The sequence below is a fragment of the Nocardia carnea genome (assembly GCF_029868325.1).
GTDB lineage: Bacteria > Actinomycetota > Actinomycetes > Mycobacteriales > Mycobacteriaceae > Nocardia > Nocardia carnea_C.
Map to the genome: position 1 here is coordinate 1 of NZ_JARWNW010000171.1, position 16,161 is coordinate 16,161.

A 16,161-nucleotide genomic window follows, 5' to 3' on the forward strand; every position below is an offset into this window, starting at 1 on the left:
TGTCGGGATGGCGAAGCATCTACATCACGCTCGCGGTGCTTCTCGTCGTGCTTTCCCTCATTGTTCTGAAGCAGCTGCCGGCAGGTCATCGCCCGGCCCGCCGGACCTCTTACGGCGACGTAATGGTCTCGCTCGGCCTCCGCGATCAGATGGACGGCCTCGGCGCGCGGGACGCCGCCGTTGTTGTCGACCCATTCGGGCGGCAGGGCCGGGATATCGAAGTTCTCCAGTATGCCGAGGGTGGCCGCGGGTGCGGGGGGGGTTCTATTCCTCGCCCCCGCCGCCCCACACACCCCCCGCGCCGCCGAAGGCGGCGCCAAAAGACCCTGCTCTAGTATTGCGTAGTGTCTCCGGCCGATCGCGCGAACAGTCGACGCCGCCAGCCCCGGCGCCGTGGTTCGGCCGGTGGTGCGGCGAAGCCGCGTATGCGCACGGTGCGTGAGACGTCGGCCGGGGGTTTGGTTGTCGACGGGCTGGACGGTCCGCCGGAGAAGCGCTGCGCCGCCCTGATCGGCCGGACCGATCGCCGGGGACGGCTGCTATGGTCGCTGCCCAAAGGACATATCGAAGAAGGCGAAACCTCGGAACAGACGGCTATTCGCGAGGTCGCCGAGGAAACCGGTATTCAGGGCGTGGTGGTCGCCGAATTGGGCAGTATCGATTACTGGTTCGTCACCGAGGGGCGGCGGGTACACAAGACAGTGCACCATTTTCTGCTGCGTTCGGTCGGTGGTGAACTATCCGACGCGGATGTGGAGGTCACCCAGGTGGACTGGGTGCCGTTGAGCGAATTGAACTCCAGGCTCGCCTACGCCGACGAGCGCAGGCTGGCCGAGGTGGCGAACCGCCTGATCGACCGGATGGAGACCGGTAAGCGATGACGCGTGGACCGAGTCGGATCATTTTCGTGATCCTGACCATCCTCGGCGCGGTGTCGGCGCTGTCCGCGCTGCCCGTGACCGTCGCGTATGCCCAGCCGACCGGGTCGGCGGAGGATTCCGAGGCGCCGCAGTTCCTGAAACTGTCGCTGGATTCGGTGAGCCCGGGCACGGTGACCACGGCGAGCGAACCGTTGCTGACGGTGACCGGCACGGTTACCAATATCGGCGACCGCGGCGTGGACGACGTGACGGTCCGGGTGCAGCGGTCCCGGGCGATCGCCGAAGCCAGCGAGCTGCGCACCACATTGAAACTGGATCAATCCAGCTACGACTACCCGACTCCGTTCCAGGACATCGCGGTGCGATTGGAGCCGGGGCAGCGGCAGCAGTTCACGCTGTCGGTGCCGTTGCGTGACGGCACCGCGGAATCGTTGAACATCACCGAACCCGGTGTCTATCCGCTGCTGCTGAATGTGAACGGGACCCCCGACTACGGCGGCCAGGCACGGTTGGACGATGCCCGTTTCCTCCTGCCAGTGCTCGGCCTGCCCGCGGCCGCGGACGGTAGCGCCCCGCCGCTGCCCCCACCGGCCAACCCCGCGGTCTCGACGACACTGCTGTGGCCGCTGGCCGACCGGCCGCGCATGGTAGCCGGTCAGACCGGTGAACTGGACCGGACGGCCGAACTGACCGACGACGAGCTCGCGGCCTCCCTCAGCCGCGGCGGACGGCTGGACGAACTGGTCGCCGCGCTGGAATCGGTCGTCGGCGACGACCGCACGGCGGACGGTCCGGCTTCGGCGATATGCCTGGCCGTCGACCCCGATCTGCTGCTCACGGTGCAGGCGATGACCGAGGACTACCGGGTCCTGGCCAGCCCGTCGGATCCCGACGGCGCGACGCGACCGGGTACGGGCACCGAGGCGGCCAAGCAGTGGCTGGACCGGGTGCGTGGGCTGGCCTCGTCGATGTGCACGGTGGCGTTGCCGTTCGCGCAGGTCGATATTTCCGCGCTGGCGGCCGCCAACGATCCGGCGCTCACGGCCCGCGCGCTGGAAGCTCCCGCGCAGATCGTCGATTCCGTCCTCAACACCCGATCGGTGCGCGGGGTGAGCCTGCCGGATGCGAGCAGTCTCGACCCGGCCGCGGCACAACTGCTGAAATCGCAGGGTTTCGACACCGCGGTGCTCGCGGGGAACGCGGTGGCGCCGGAGGGCGCCGCCGGTGACCCCGCCGCCGCGGTGCCGGACGTGGTGCGGTTGCCCGGTATCGCGGGGGCTGCCCCGGCGCCTGGGCCCGTACCGGGGGAGGACGCCGAACAACAGGCCGTCCCCGCCGGTGGTCCTACGCCGGTCGAGGGCGGGCCCGCGACATCCGGTGCCGCGGCGCCGCCGGATCAGGCGGGCAGTGGTGGGGCCTCGACCCGTGATCCCGCCCTGCGAGTCGCGACGTTCGATATCTGGCCGGCGGCGGCGCTGGCCGGAATCGGTTCGAATCCACCCACCCCGGCCTACGTCCCCGAATCGGCCCGCTACCCGGTGACCAACGATTCCCGCAGCGCACGTCTGCAGGACGCGCTGGGTGCGGTGTCCTGGCAGGCGCTGCACGCCGACCCGGGCCGCCCGCGTTCCCAGCTGATCATGCCGCCGCAGCAGTGGGGCGCCAACCGCGAGGAAGCCGTCGCGCTGTTACGCCAGCTCGAGCTGCTGGTGGACAACAAACTGGTGGATCCGCGGCCGTTCGACGATCTGGTCGGGCAGGCACCGGACCCGGCGCCCTACCAACTGGCTCCGCTCCCGGACGCCGCCGTCGAGGCAGTCCCCGGCCATTTCGCGATACCGGCCCGCGACCAGTCGCATCGGCTGTCCCAGCTGCTGCAGGCCATGGTGGAGGTGCCCGACACCCAGCCGACCCCACGCGCCTACCTGGACCCGTTACGTGACGATCTGGTGCGCGCGCTGTCGCTGTCGGATCGGCGCGGCGGCCCCACCGGACAGGCCGAGGTGTTCGCGCAGCGGCGGATCGAGAAAACCACCGCGGCGGTGGACGAGATCTACCGGTCGGTGACGGTGCTGCCGCCGGGCGGGGTGTACACGCTGGCCTCGGAATCGAGCCCGTTGCTGCTGGTGGCGCGTAACGACCTGCCCATTTCCATGCGGATCCGCTTCCGGATCGACGCGCCGCCGGAAACGAAGATCACCGATATCGGCGAACAGCTGCTCCCGCCCCGTGGGACCCGCTCGTTCCAGATTCCGACCGAGGTCAGCGACAGCCGCAACCTCGTCGTACCGATATCGCTGAGCACACCCGAAGGGGTCCCACTCGGGCACGCCACCTCGATCTCGGTGCGTTCCAACGCCTACGGGCAGATTCTGGCGATCATCACCGCGTGCGCGGCCGCACTGTTGTTCCTGCTCGCCGGCCGCCGCCTGTGGCGCCGATTCCACGGCGAACACGATCCGGCCGACAAGGGCGTGGATCCGGGGGTCCGGCGGCGGGTGATCCGGCTGGGCCGGGCCCGGCGGCGCACCACCGGCAACACCGGTCTCGAGGTCAGTGACGAAGCGCTGGAAACCGGCCGCCACCCGGCACAGCGCCGGGAACGGGTATAGGCCCGGACCTCGATGTCCCGGATAGGTCATCCACCGGCCGACCTGGGGAGATGACCGGCACGGGTGTCACATGGAAGATGGAGAGGGTGCGCGCACCGGCACTCCTGGTCCGTCCGGGGTGCCGGTGCGCGGCCGGATACGACACGCCGTCCGCACCGTACAGTTCGTTGCGCACAGCAGCGGCGGCGAAGTGTTCGGCACGACACAGGGGACAACCGGCAAGCGGGGGTCCGGGCGATACAGGAGGCATGATGAGCGACGATGAATCCTCCGCTCATCGGCAGCAGCCCGGTAGACAGCCCGACGGTCCACGAGGCCGGCGGGCCCCCAGCGCACCGTGGGAGCGGGTGCCCCAGCTTGTATTCGCCCTTTTTCCAGCCCGGTAGGTCCTCGTCACCCGGGTCGCGGGTGTAGGAGAACCCGTCGGCACCGATGGTGACCTCCAGCTCGCTGGAATCGGTGCGCGACACGACCGGTTGCGGGTTACCGTCCAGATCGAGCACGAGCGAGGCGTCGGTGTACCAGGACGGCACCACCGGGGTGCCCCACCAGTCGCGGCGCTGGTTGTCGTGCACATCCCAGGTGACGACCGGGTTGTCCGGGTCGCCGGTGTAGTAGTCCTGGGTGTAGATCTCGATACGGTGGCCGTCGGGGTCCCGCAGGTAGAGGTAGAACGCGTTGGAGACGCCGTGGCGGCCGGGACCGCGTTCGATGTGGTCGGACAGCCGCAGGGCGCCGAGCTTGTCGCAGATCGCCAGGATGTTGTGCTTCTCGTGCGTGGCGAAGGCGACATGATGCAGGCGCGGACCGTCCCCGCCGGTGGTGGCGGTGTCGTGGACGGTCGGTTTGCGGCGCATCCACGCGGCGTAGGTGGTGCCGGCTTCGTCCTGGATATCCTCGGTCACCCGGAAGCCCAGATCCTGGTAGTGCTTGACCGCGCGCGGGACATCGGGGGTGACCTGGTTGAAATGGTCGAGGCGGACCAGCGCGCCGGGGCTGTAGAGGTCGTAGCGCCAGGCCAGCCGCTCCACATGCTCGGTGTCGTAGAAGAATTCGTAGGGGAAACCGAGCGGATCCACCACGCGCACCGAATCGCCGATACCCTTCGTGAAGCCGTCGGCCCGGCGTTCGGTCCGGCAGCCGAGCTCGGTGTAGAAGGCGACGGCCCGATCCAGGTCCTCGGGGGTGCGCACCCGGTAGGACAGTGCGGCGAGCGCGGCGACCGGGCCCTTGCGGATCACCAGGTTGTGGTGGATGAACTCCTCGAGGGTGCGCAGGTAGACCGCGTTCTCGTCTTCCTCGGTAACGGTCATACCGAGCACATCCACGTAGAACTCGCGCGAGCGGGCCAGATCGGTGACGACGAGTTCGGCGTAGGCGGCGCGCACGATATCCGGCGGCGGCGCGGTGGGGGTCGCCACCGGATCGTCGGCGTGGATGGGGGCTTCCTGGGTGACGAAGAAGCCCGAGGAGGTGCGAGTACGTTCGGTCATTGCTGCTGCCTTGGGGTGAGAGGTCGGGACAGGTCCGGCGGGATATCAGGCGGACTTGCCGAAGGTGGGGTTGTGGACCTTGCCGAGGGTGATGTGCACGGCCTGCTGGTCGGTGTAGAAGTCGATGGAGCGATAGCCGCCCTCGTGGCCGAGGCCCGAGGCCTTCACACCGCCGAAGGGGGTGCGCAGATCGCGCACATTGTTCGAGTTCAGCCACACCATGCCGGCCTCGACGGCCTGCGAGAAGTTGTGCGCGCGCTTGAGGTCGTTGGTCCAGATATAGGCGGCCAGACCGTATTTCACGCCGTTGGCGAGTTCGAGCGCCTCTTCCTCGGTATCGAAGGGCGTGATCGCCACGACCGGGCCGAAGATCTCTTCCTGGAAGATCCGCGCATCCGGTTTCACATCCGCGAAAACGGTGGGGCGCACGAAGTTCCCCGACGGGAACTCGGCCGGACGGTCGCCACCGGCGACCAGGCGGGCCTCGCCCTTGCCGATCTCGATATAGCTCACGACCTTGTCGTAGTGCTCGGGATGCACCAGCGCGCCGACCTCGGTGGCGGGGTCGTGCGGGTAGCCGACCTTCACCCGTTCGGCCTGCGCGGCGTAACGTTCGACGAATTCGTCGTACACCTCGCGCTGCACCAGAATGCGGCTGCCCGCGGTGCAGCGTTCACCGTTGAGGGAGAAGACACCGAACACGGTGGCGTCGATGGCGGCGTCCAGATCGGCATCGGCGAACACCACGGCCGGGGATTTCCCGCCGAGTTCCATCGACAGACCCTTGAGATAGGGCGCGGCGTTACCGAAGATGATCTGCCCGGTGCGGCTTTCGCCGGTGAACGAGATCAGCGGTACGTCCGGGTGTTTCACCAGCGCATCGCCCGCATCCTCGCCGAGACCGTTGACCAGGTTGAACACGCCCTGCGGCAGTCCGGCTTCCTCGAAGATTCCGGCCCACAGCGAGGCGGACAGCGGAGTGAATTCCGCGGGCTTGAGCACCACGGTGTTACCGGTGGCCAGCGCCGGCGCCAGTTTCCAGCTCTCCAGCATGAACGGCGTATTCCACGGCGTGATCAGGCCCGCGACACCGATGGGTTTGCGGTTGACGTAGTTGATCTGGCGGCCCGGCACCTTGTAGGTGTCGTCGGCCTGCGCGACGATCAGGTCGGCGAAGAAGCGGAAGTTCTCGGCGGCCCGGCGCGCCTGCCCCAGCGCCTGGGTGATGGGCAGCCCGGAATCGAAGCTCTCCAGCTCCGCCAGCCGGGCGTCGCGGGATTCGACCAGATCGGCGATACGGTGCAGCACCCGGGAACGCTCACGGGGCAGCAGCTTCGGCCACGGGCCCTCGGTGAACGCCTTGCGGGCCGCGGCTACGGCGCGATCGATATCGGCCTTGCCACCCGCGGCGGCCTGCACATACGTGTCGTTCGTGACCGGATCGAGCACATCGAAGGTGGCGCCGTCGACGGAATCGACGAAGGCTCCGTCGATGTAATGGCGAATGCGGTCGGGCAGGTCAGCCGGTACGTGGTGCTGTGGCGACACGCTGTCGGCCATGGGAATCCTCCTGTGTGAGGTCGGGGAAAGGGGTCAGTCGGTGAATTCGGCCGTACCGAACCGCTGCGCGGCGGGTTCGTACTCGCCGAGGTAGGCGTTCATGGTGCGCCAGCGGTGCTGCCGCGCGGCCATTTCGATGTCGAGGGGATCGGCTTTCCGGCGGATCAGATCGACGATCTGATCGTGTTCTTCCACCGATTCGCGCGCCCGGTCGGGCACGAAAGCGAAAGTCGAGGAGCGCAATCCGGACATCCGGGTCCAGCCGCGGTGCACCAGGTCGAGGATGTGCGGGTTCGGGCACGGTTCGAACAGCACACTGTGGAACTGCTCGTTGATATGGGTGAACAGGTTCGGGTCGAAATCGTCGAGCAGGGCCCGCAGCCGTGCGTTGACGGCGGCGGCCCGATCGAGATCGGCCTCGGTGAGATGCGGTACCGCCAGCGCGGTGGCGGCTCCTTCCACGACACCGAGAGTCTCCATCGTGTGCAGGTATTCGCTCTGGTCGATCTGCGCGACCCGGGCGCCGACATTGCGTTCGAATTCGACGAGCCCCTCGGCCTCGAGCCGCCGGATCGCTTCCCGCACCGGCACCACGCTCATCCCGAGCGATTCGGCGATCGACCCCAGCACCAGCCGGTACCCGGGGACGAACCGGCGGTCCGCGATGCGGGTGTGGATCCATTCGTAGGCGCGCTGCGATTTGCTCCCGGCAGCGATCACCGGATCACCCGTCGACATTTCCGCGTGCCTCCTCGTAGCGTGCCCGCCATTCGGCGTTCATGGGGAACAGTCCGTCGACCGGGTGCCCGGCTGCCACCTGCTCGGCGATCCACGCGTCCTCGGCTTCCTGCGCCAAGGCCGCGTCGACAACCTCCTCGGCCATGGCGGCCGGGATGACGATGACACCGTCGTCGTCACCGACGATGATGTCGCCGGGCAGGACCGTCGCGCCGCCGCAGGCCACCGCGATATCGCTTTCCCAGGGCACGTGTTTGCGGCCGAGAACGGCAGGATGCCCGCCCTGGCCGAACACCGGTATGCCGATCTCGTCGACTGCCGCGGAGTCCCGGACCCCACCGTCGGTGACGATGCCCGCAGCTTCCCGGGCCTTGGCGCGTAGCGCGAGAACGTCACCGAGCGTGCCCGAGCCGCGCTCCCCGCGGGCCTCGATCACAATGACCTCGCCTGGGGCGACCGTGTCGAAGGCACGCTTCTGGGCGTTGTAGCCGCCGCCGTGGCTGCGGAACAGGTCTTCCCGGTTCGGGACGAAACGCAGGGTCTTCGCCGTGCCGACCATCTTGGTTCCGGGCCGCAGTGCGTGCACACCGTCGATGCACACATTGTTCAGTCCCCGTTTGCGCAGGATCCCGGTCAAACCGGCGACCGGGGCCTCCTGGAGCTTGGCCAGCAGTTCGGGAGACAGCCCGGAGCCACCGGTTTCGACGGCACCGAGACCCGCGGCCTCTCGCGACCCCCACGCCTCCTCGCGCTGCCGATCGTCGACAGAGGGCAACGAGCCGAGCGCCGGATCGAACGTATCCGCACCGTCGGCCACCCGCGTTTCGAGCCGGCCACTCGTCAGTCCGGCCGCAGGCGCGTCGACTTCGACCTCGACGACATCACCCGGCACCGCCACCGACGCCCCCGCCGGAGTCCCGGTCAGGATGACGTCCCCGGTTTCCAGCGTGCAGTGCTGGGACAGATCGGCCACGAGCTGTGCCAGCGGGAAGATCAGTCCCGCGGTCGTATCGTCTTGCGCGAGGTTGCCGTTGTGCCAGGTACGCACACGCAACGCGGCCGGATCGACCTGGCGGGCATCGATGAGCTCAGGCCCGAGCGGCGTGTAACCGTCGCGCCCCTTGTTGCGGACGTTCGAACCTTTGTCGTTGCCGCGCAGATCGTAGAGCCCCCAGTCGTTGGCAGCGGTAACCCATGCGACGTGCGACCAGGCGTCCTCGAGTGATACCCGGCGCGCAGGTGTACCGATGACGAGCGCGATCTCACCCTCGTAGGCGAGCAGTTCGGCCCCCTGCGGTCGTTCGACCACCGAGCCGGTCGCAGCGACCGAACTCGCGGGCTTGAAGAAGTACGACGGCGCGGCCGGCCGACGCCCGCGCTGAGCGGCGCGTGACTCATAACTGAGGTGTACCGCGATAATCTTCCCCGGCACCGAGGGCAGGCCGGCGAACCGGGTTTCCGCAGGTAGCGCAGGAGAAGGAACGCTGTCGCTCGAGGTCATATCTGAAATCGTATATGATCTGTGACATCGGGGCAACGCCTCCACGAACACCGAGCCCGGAAATCCAGGGAGGCCCCGCCGGACCGGCAATGGACCTCAGGAACCGAGCGCGCTGTTGATCCGATCGGCAGTTCGCCGAACCAATTCGATAATCACCGCCGCCTTCTCGTCATCGATCCGGAATGCCGGGCACGGCGCGGACAGCGTTCCCACGGGTTTGCCCTCACTACGGATCGATGCAGCTGCGCTCCAGACTCCCTCGTCGATCTCCTCGGAACTGGCCGTCCAACCGGCCGTCGCCACCTCCGCCACATCGGCAAGGAACTGCTCGACACCCTCCACGGGCGGCCGTTCACCCCGGGCGAGCGCATCCCGCACGTATTCACGACGCGCGGTCTCATCGAAACCCGCGAGCAGCAATCGGGCACTGGCACCGCGCAGCGCGGGCAGATGCTGGCCGATTTCGAACGACAGCCGCAACCGCTGCCGGGCCTCGATGCGGTGCGTACAGACCGGCAATCCCGCCACCGGCTGAATCAGCAGGATCGTTTCCTGCGTTTCATCGGAGAATGCCTGCATATGGGGCTGCACCACATCGATGAGCGAGGTTGCTTCACGCGCCGCATAGCCGAGTGCCGCAACACGCATCGTCAGCCGGTAACCGCCGTGACGCGCCTCCTCGACCAACCCCATCTCCCGCAGCAATGCCACGTAGCGATGGGCGGTCGGCAGCGGCAACCCGGTGCGTTCGGAAACCTCCCGCACCGTGGACACCGGCCGGTGCTCGAACGCGAACAGAACCTCGATCGCCCGCCGGGCACTGTCTGCACCGGGCTTGGTCACAGCACACCCCTTGTTGACTCACTCACACTCAGCCCTTATCGTCAATTTCACCACCCGAGATTACATTATCACACAGTGATAATTCGTCAAGTTCTATCGCCTCTCCCGCGACCACCCCCATGAACCGTCGGCGAGGCAGCACCCTTGGAGGCTCGATGACGAGTTCTGCAGTAGACCGCCCCGTTTCGGGAGAAACTCTCCCGAGATACCGATGGCTGGTCCTCATCGCCTGCTGGGCGTCGTTCACCCTGACGTCCGTGGACCGGTCGACGTGGGGACCCGCGTCACTGTTCGTGGGTGAGAGTCTCGCCGTACCGCTGGCCAGTCTCGGCGCCTTCGCCACCGCGTACTACGTCGGCTACGTCGTATCCAACGCATTCGGCGGTTTCCTCTCCGATGCCTTCGGTGGCCGCATAGTCCTGACCGTGTCGCTCCTGGGCGCCGGTATCGCGATGATCTGCTTCGGGTCGGTGACCTCCCCGGCGGTGGGCATCGCGGTCCAGGCAGTGGTCGGTTTCTTCGCCGGCGCGGACTACTCCGCGGGCGTCCGCTTGATCGCCAGTTGGTTCCGTCCCACCGAACTCGGGCTGGCACTCGGCATCTTCGTCACCGCCACGTCGATCGGTACCGCCGTCGCCAACCTCGTCGTCCCGGCCCTCATCAGCGCCTCGGGCTGGCAGACCTCCTACCACCTCTTCGGCGCGATCTCCATCGTGGTCGCGATCGTCCTGTTCGCCACCGTCCGGCCGGGGCCGCTGCTCGACAGCACCGCGCAGCCGGAACGCAACTCCAGCAAGAAGCCCGATTTCGGTGCGCTGCTGCGCAATCGCGATCTCCTGCTGACCTGCCTCGCCGGCCTGTGTGCCTTCTGGGGGCTCTACGGCTTCGTCACCTGGTCGAACGCGCTGATGATCAAGGGCCACGGAATGGGCCCGGAAATCACCGGTGTCGTGGTCGCGATCTTCGCGATCAGCGCCATCGTCTCGAAACCGGTGATCGGCTTCGTCTCCGACCGCTTCTTCCACGGCGCCCGCAAAACTCCGATCATCGCGCTGTTCGGTGCGTTCAGCGCGATCCTCGTGCTCTTCGGGATGCTGACCACACCCGTGGCGTTCCTGATCGCGGCCCCGTTCCTCGGGCTGACGGCCTACGGCTGGTCACCGCTGATCATCTCGCTGGTCCCCCGGCTGGTCCCGACGTGGGTGACCGGCGCCGCGTCGGGCGTCGCCAACGCGATCTGGCAGATCGGCAGCATTCTGGCGCCGATGGCAGTGGGTGCGGTTTTCGCCGCCACCGGCTCGTTCCAGGCCGCGTTCCTCACACTCGCGGCCGGCCCGTTGCTGGGAATGGCGGTCATGTTCTTCGTCCGGGAGAACCCGCCCCGTAAAGAAACCGTTCGTATCTCCACCGAGAAGGAAGGATCCTGATGTCGAAAATTGTCTTCGTCCACCCCGACGGCGCAGCCCGGGAGGTGGAGGCGACGGACGGCTCCAGTGCGATGCGGGCCGCCCTCCTCGGCGGCGTGGACGGCATCACCGCCGACTGCGGCGGCGAGGTCTCCTGCGCCACCTGCCATGTGTACGTCGACGAGGCCTGGCGCGAACGCGTCGGCGAACCCGGTCTCGACGAAGCCGATATGCTCGAATTCACCGCCTGTGAGCGGAAAGCCGGCAGTCGGTTGTCGTGTCAGATCCGGGTCGGCGAGGAGCTGGACGGGCTGATTCTGCGGCTACCGGAGTCGCAATGACCGCGGGAACCGTGATCGTGGGCGCCGGTCAGGCCGGAGCGCAACTCGCCACCTCGTTGCGGGAAGCCGGATACACCGAGCCGATCACCCTCATCGGCGACGAACCGCATGTGCCCTACCACCGGCCGCCGCTGTCCAAGGACTATATGGCCGGAAAGGTGCCGGAGGCCGAACTTCCGATCCGAACCCCCGAGTACTACCGGGAGCGCACCATCGCGCTCCGCACCGGAGTCACCGCGACCCGCATCCACCGCGACACCCGGCAGTTGGCGCTGTCCGGTGGCGAGATCATGGACTACGAGCATCTCGTCCTCGCCACAGGTGCGCGCAACCGGCGACTCGATATCCCGGGTGGCGCCCCGGCGAACGTCTACTATCTGCGAACTCGCGAGGATGCCGACGCGCTGCGGACCGCACTCGCGCGCGCACGCACTGTGTTGATCGTCGGAGCGGGGTTCATCGGTCTCGAATTCGCCTCCGTAGCCGCCGCGGCCGGAGCATGCGCCACCGTGGTGGCGGCCGGCGAACGTGTGATGGACCGCGCGGTATCCCCCGAGGTATCGGCGTTCTTCACCGACCGGCACCGGGCGGACGGCACCGAAATCCGGTGCGGGACCACTGTGGAAACGTTCCGTCGCGATAGGAACGGCCGGGTCACCGGTGCCTACGTCGACGGTGTCCTGCACAGCGCCGATATGGTTCTCGTCGGTATCGGCGTGCTGCCCAACAGCGATCTGGCCGCCGCGGCCGGACTCGAAGTCGGCAACGGCATCGTGGTCGACGCCCGTCTGGCCACGAGCGATCCGGCAATATCCGCGATCGGTGATTGCGCGGCTCTCCGGCGAGGTGCCGGCGCCGAACCGGTCCGGGTCGAATCGGTCCAGAACGCCGCGGATCAGGCCCGGTTCCTGGCACGCCGGATCACCGGCACCGCGGCGGAATACGACGACCTCCCCTGGTTCTGGAGCCACCAGGCCGGTGCCAAACTCCAGATCGCCGGACTGGCAGGACCCACCGACGAATCGGTGATCCTCGGCGACCCAGAAGCCGCGCAGCGGTTCTCCGTCTGCAGGTTGCGCGAGGACGTGCTCACGGCCGTCGAATCGGTCAACAGCCCCGGAGATCATCTCGCCGCCCGGCGACTGCTCACCTCCGGCGCGCGCGTGACCGGCCGTGATCTGCGCTCGCCCGAATTCTCGCTGCGCACGGCCGGCAGAGCTCCGGCGATCGCGTAACCACTCCCAGAAAGGACCCCCATGAGCAACCTCGCCCGCGACACTGTCGACGGATTCGTCGACCTGGAACGCGGTTTCATCAGCCGCGAGATCTTCGTCGATCCCGATACCTACCGCGAGGAACTGGACAAGGTTTTCACCCGGGCGTGGCTTTTCGTCGGCCACGAGAGCCAGATCCCGCAGCCCGGTGATTTCTTCACCTCCCGGATGGGCGAGGAATCGGTGATCCTGTGCCGTGACAAACGCGGCGAAATCCATGTCTTCCTCAACTCCTGCCGCCACCGGGGTATGAAGGTCTGCCGATACGAATCCGGTAACACCTCGCTGTTCACCTGCCCGTACCACTCCTGGACCTACACCACAGACGGCAAACTCCAGGGCGTGCCCCAGTATCGGGCCCTCTACGACGGCACCCTCGATCGGGAGGCGAACTCGCTGGTCTCGGTCGCCAAACTGGCGAACTACAAGGGGACCATCTGGGCTACCTGGGACAAGGACGCCCCCGATTTCCTCACCTATCTCGGCGATGCCAAGTTGCATCTGGATCAGGCGCTCGACTGCCGTGACGGCCGCGAGGGCGGTTCCGAGGTCATCGGCGTCCACAAGTGGATCTTCCCGGCGAACTGGAAGTTCGCCGCGGAGAACTTCCTCGGCGATACCTACCACAACCCCAGCCACCGCTCCGTCGACCTGATCGGTATCGGACCGAGTGCGGAATCCGGTAAGAAGGGCCGGCGCGACGACGAACTGGAAAAGGCCCAGCACATCTGGGTCAGCTTCCCCGCCGGCCACGGCGTGCATTCGGCGATCCAGCCCGAAGCCAACGAGTACATCGAATCCTTCCTGGACAACCCGGTGCTCGAGGAGTACTTCCGGCACTGCTACGAGGAGCGCAAACGCCGCCTCGGCGAAGAAGCCAGGCTGCTACCGTTCGTCGGCTCGATCTTCCCCAACACCTCCTACCACGGCCGCCAGCCCCGCGGCCTGTGCGCCTGGCATCCCCACTCCCCCACCAGCACCGAAGCCTGGCGCTTCTTCCTGGTCGACAAGGACGCACCCGACGAGGTGAAGGACTATCTGCGCCACTACTACATGCGCTATTCGGGTCCCGCCGGGATGACCGAACAGGACGATATGGAGAACTGGCTGTACGCCACCTCCGCCAGCGTCGGCACCGTCGCACGCCGGTATCCGTTCAACTACCAGCAGTCGCTCGGCAAGGCCACCGACGACTTCTCCTACCCCGGCAACGTAACCCTGCAGCCCACCGAAGAAATGGCCCGGGGCTACTACCGGACCTGGCAGAACTACATGCGCGGCGAGTCCTGGGACGTGCTCCTCGGGGAGGATCGGCGATGACCGAATCCAAGGTCGTCCTCGTGACCGGCGGAACATTCAGCCTCGGCCGGGGTATCGCCCTCGGGCTGGCCGAACGTGGCCACCGGGTCGTGGCACTGGGTATCGACGCCGCGCAGACCGCCAGTACCGCAACAGGGTCGGTCAGCGCGTTCCGCGCCGAAGTCGAATCCCTGGACCTGAACATCGATGTCCTGGAGGCCGATGTCTCCGATTCCGCGGCCGTCGGCCGGGCGGTCGACCACACCGTAGACCGGTTCGGTGGCATCGACGCGCTGGTGAACAATGCGGCGATCGGCCCGCTCGGCACGGTGCTCGACACCGATGAGGAGCTGTTCGACCGGATCATGGCGGTGAACCTCAAAGGTCCGTATCTCTGCGCACGCGCGGTGCTGCCGCACCTGATCCGCCGCGGCGGCGGCTCCATCGTGAACATCGGTTCGGGCGCGGGCTGGGGCAAACCGAATATGGCGGCATACGCGGCCAGCAAAGGAGGCCTCGCGGCACTTTCGGCCGCCACCGCCTACGACTTCTTCGACGACAGAGTGCGCGTCAACACCGTGATCCCCGGCGGGGGCGGCATCGTTTCCGGGATGGCCCTCGGGCGGGTCGGCGGAGAACAGTCGCGAATGGACAAGAACGCGCCCGGATCGGCGGCCGGCCGGCCGGTCGACGGAACCGATATGGCCCACGCGGTCGCCTTCCTGATCAGCGACGCAGCCGAAGCCATCTCCGGCACGATCCTCGACGTCGGCTGCTTCGCACACCAGGGCGGACCAGTGAAAAGGAAGAAGACTGCATGAGCACCACCGAAATCTCCGGCGACGCGGCCCGGGCCCCGATCGTCCGCGACGGAAGCTACTACCGGCTGAAGGCGGATATCGAGGATTTCCTCTATACCGAAGCCGATCTGCTCGACGAGCGCCGGTTCCGTGACTGGCTCGACCTGCTCACCGACGATGTCACCTATTTCATGCCCATCCGCCGCAATGTGAAGTTCGGCCAGCACGCGGAACGGGAGAACACCCGGCTCGGGCACGGCATCAGCTGGTTCGACGAGGACAAATGGACCCTCGGCAAACGCGTCGACCAGATTCTCACCGGCGTGCATTACGCCGAGGAGCCGCTGTCCCGCGTGACCCATATGGTGTCCAACGTCCAGATCCTCGCCGTCCACGACGACGGACCGCACCGTGAGGCCGATGTGCGCTGCCGGTTCCTCGTCTATCAGAACCGTGTCGAGTACGAAACGTACTTCTTCGTCGGCAAACGTACGGACCGGCTGCGGCTCACCGCGGACGGCTGGAAGATCTCCCGCCGCGAAATCCTGCTCGACCAGAACATCCTGCTGGCCAAGAACCTGACCACCTTCTTCTGACAAGGACCACCCGATGATCAATATGTTCGAACTCGCCGCGGGCACCCGCCTCGAGCTGGCCGATGGACGCACCGTCGCCGTCGTCGAGAACATGGACGACGGGATGTGGATCTCGGTGCAGGAGGGCGGTGCCGACGACAGCGAACTGGTCCACGCCCAGGACATCCTGCGGCTCATCCACGACTGAGCGGAGGACGACCATGCTCCGGTTCGACCATATGCCCAGCGATTTCCACCCGCTGTTCCTGTTCCTGGGTGAGAACGCGGACCTGGACGAATTAGCCCGGGTATTGCGCGAATTCGCCGAGGATCCGATGGATATCGATCTCCGCCGGTCCTTGCCCGCGGCCGGCGGCCGGTCGCAGGTGGCACTCGTTCCCGGTGAAGGACTCGACGCACCGTACGGTATGCGTCACACCGCCGAGCACGACCGCTTCGCCTGGGTCCTGAACGCCTGGCAGGCCGGTCAGATCGCCACGCGCATCGAGATGCTCGCATCCACGGAGGCCGAAGCCGGCAACGATATTCTCGAGCTCGGTGTGGCAGACGAAATCCCGGTCAAGGTCTCCAAAGGAGAGTTCACCGACAACTTCCTGACCCCCGGACACCACCTCGACCCGGACTACCGGACCGATGCCGCCGATCCCCCCGGGCTGCCGTCCGGCGGCGATAATTCGACCCCGACGTAGCCCGCAAGCCGGAGTCGGGGGGGGGGGGGGGGGGGGGGGGGGGGGGGGGGGGGGGGGGGGGGGGGGGGGGGGGGGGGCGGGGGCGGCGCGGCGGGGGGGGAAGAAAAGAAAAAAAAAAAAAAAGAAGA

At 67.1% G+C, this 16,161-nt stretch carries 15 protein-coding genes and 1 pseudogene; 10 read left to right on the plus strand and 6 right to left on the minus strand.

The genetic code is table 11. The features are described 5' to 3' along the window. On the minus strand, positions 1–320 hold a 320-nt coding region (locus tag QH196_RS13490), incomplete at its 3' end, for a hypothetical protein (protein ID WP_280416137.1). 24 nt (positions 321–344) lie between these two features. Between QH196_RS13490 and QH196_RS13495 the strand changes: the two genes are divergently transcribed. Further along, a complete protein-coding gene (locus tag QH196_RS13495) occupies positions 345–881 on the plus strand; it encodes an NUDIX hydrolase (protein ID WP_081595861.1) in 537 nt (178 codons plus the stop codon). After that, the gene (locus QH196_RS13500; protein ID WP_280416124.1) at positions 878–3,493 is read left to right on the plus strand and encodes a DUF6049 family protein; all 2,616 of its coding nucleotides are present in this window, start codon (positions 878–880) and stop codon (positions 3,491–3,493) included. The genes QH196_RS13495 and QH196_RS13500 overlap by 4 nt, the downstream gene beginning before the upstream one ends. 341 nt (positions 3,494–3,834) lie before the next feature. On the opposite strand, the pseudogene hpaD reads toward QH196_RS13500, so the two are convergent. The 5 genes and pseudogenes from hpaD to QH196_RS13525 form a co-directional block, all read right to left on the minus strand. Continuing rightward, a pseudogene (gene hpaD / locus QH196_RS13505) lies at positions 3,835–4,986 on the minus strand (3,4-dihydroxyphenylacetate 2,3-dioxygenase); the annotation flags it as partial. A gap of 45 nt (positions 4,987–5,031) precedes the next feature. Beyond that, the gene (hpaE, locus tag QH196_RS13510; RefSeq protein WP_280416125.1) at positions 5,032–6,546 is read right to left on the minus strand and encodes a 5-carboxymethyl-2-hydroxymuconate semialdehyde dehydrogenase; all 1,515 of its coding nucleotides are present in this window, start codon (positions 6,544–6,546) and stop codon (positions 5,032–5,034) included. Between the two features lie 33 nt (positions 6,547–6,579). Then, positions 6,580–7,284: a GntR family transcriptional regulator gene (locus QH196_RS13515; protein WP_280416126.1), complete on the minus strand. Its 705-nt coding sequence runs from the start codon at positions 7,282–7,284 to the stop codon at positions 6,580–6,582. Further along, complete coding sequence (locus QH196_RS13520) at positions 7,271–8,785, minus strand: fumarylacetoacetate hydrolase family protein (RefSeq protein ID WP_280416127.1); 1,515 nt, start codon at positions 8,783–8,785, stop codon at positions 7,271–7,273. Before QH196_RS13520 ends, QH196_RS13515 begins: the two co-directional genes overlap by 14 nt. Before the next feature lie 96 nt (positions 8,786–8,881). Beyond that, positions 8,882–9,628: an IclR family transcriptional regulator gene (locus QH196_RS13525; protein ID WP_280416128.1), complete on the minus strand. Its 747-nt coding sequence runs from the start codon at positions 9,626–9,628 to the stop codon at positions 8,882–8,884. 155 nt (positions 9,629–9,783) lie between these two features. On the opposite strand from QH196_RS13525, the gene QH196_RS13530 reads away from it, so the two are divergent. The 8 genes from QH196_RS13530 to QH196_RS13565 are packed head-to-tail and all read left to right on the plus strand — an operon-like array spanning position 9,784 to position 16,033. Further along, on the plus strand, positions 9,784–11,055 hold the full coding sequence (locus tag QH196_RS13530; RefSeq protein ID WP_280416129.1) for an MFS transporter: 1,272 nt from the start codon (positions 9,784–9,786) through the stop codon (positions 11,053–11,055). Beyond that, positions 11,055–11,375: a 2Fe-2S iron-sulfur cluster-binding protein gene (locus QH196_RS13535; RefSeq protein ID WP_280416130.1), complete on the plus strand. Its 321-nt coding sequence runs from the start codon at positions 11,055–11,057 to the stop codon at positions 11,373–11,375. The genes QH196_RS13530 and QH196_RS13535 overlap by 1 nt, the downstream gene beginning before the upstream one ends. Further along, positions 11,372–12,610: an NAD(P)/FAD-dependent oxidoreductase gene (locus QH196_RS13540; protein WP_280416131.1), complete on the plus strand. Its 1,239-nt coding sequence runs from the start codon at positions 11,372–11,374 to the stop codon at positions 12,608–12,610. Before QH196_RS13535 ends, QH196_RS13540 begins: the two co-directional genes overlap by 4 nt. A gap of 21 nt (positions 12,611–12,631) precedes the next feature. Continuing rightward, positions 12,632–13,969 (plus strand): aromatic ring-hydroxylating oxygenase subunit alpha, encoded by a 1,338-nt coding sequence (locus QH196_RS13545; protein WP_280416132.1) that lies wholly within the window; start codon positions 12,632–12,634, stop codon positions 13,967–13,969. Beyond that, on the plus strand, positions 13,966–14,769 hold the full coding sequence (locus tag QH196_RS13550; protein WP_280416133.1) for an SDR family NAD(P)-dependent oxidoreductase: 804 nt from the start codon (positions 13,966–13,968) through the stop codon (positions 14,767–14,769). The genes QH196_RS13545 and QH196_RS13550 overlap by 4 nt, the downstream gene beginning before the upstream one ends. Continuing rightward, positions 14,766–15,344, plus strand: a complete 579-nt coding sequence (locus QH196_RS13555; protein WP_280416134.1) for a 3-phenylpropionate/cinnamic acid dioxygenase subunit beta — start codon at positions 14,766–14,768, stop codon at positions 15,342–15,344. Before QH196_RS13550 ends, QH196_RS13555 begins: the two co-directional genes overlap by 4 nt. Before the next feature lie 13 nt (positions 15,345–15,357). Beyond that, entirely contained in the window at positions 15,358–15,531 is a 174-nt protein-coding gene (locus QH196_RS13560) for a hypothetical protein (protein WP_280416135.1), read from the plus strand. 13 nt (positions 15,532–15,544) lie between these two features. Continuing rightward, positions 15,545–16,033 (plus strand): hypothetical protein, encoded by a 489-nt coding sequence (locus tag QH196_RS13565; RefSeq protein WP_280416136.1) that lies wholly within the window; start codon positions 15,545–15,547, stop codon positions 16,031–16,033. The last annotated feature ends 128 nt before the right edge of the window (positions 16,034–16,161 follow it).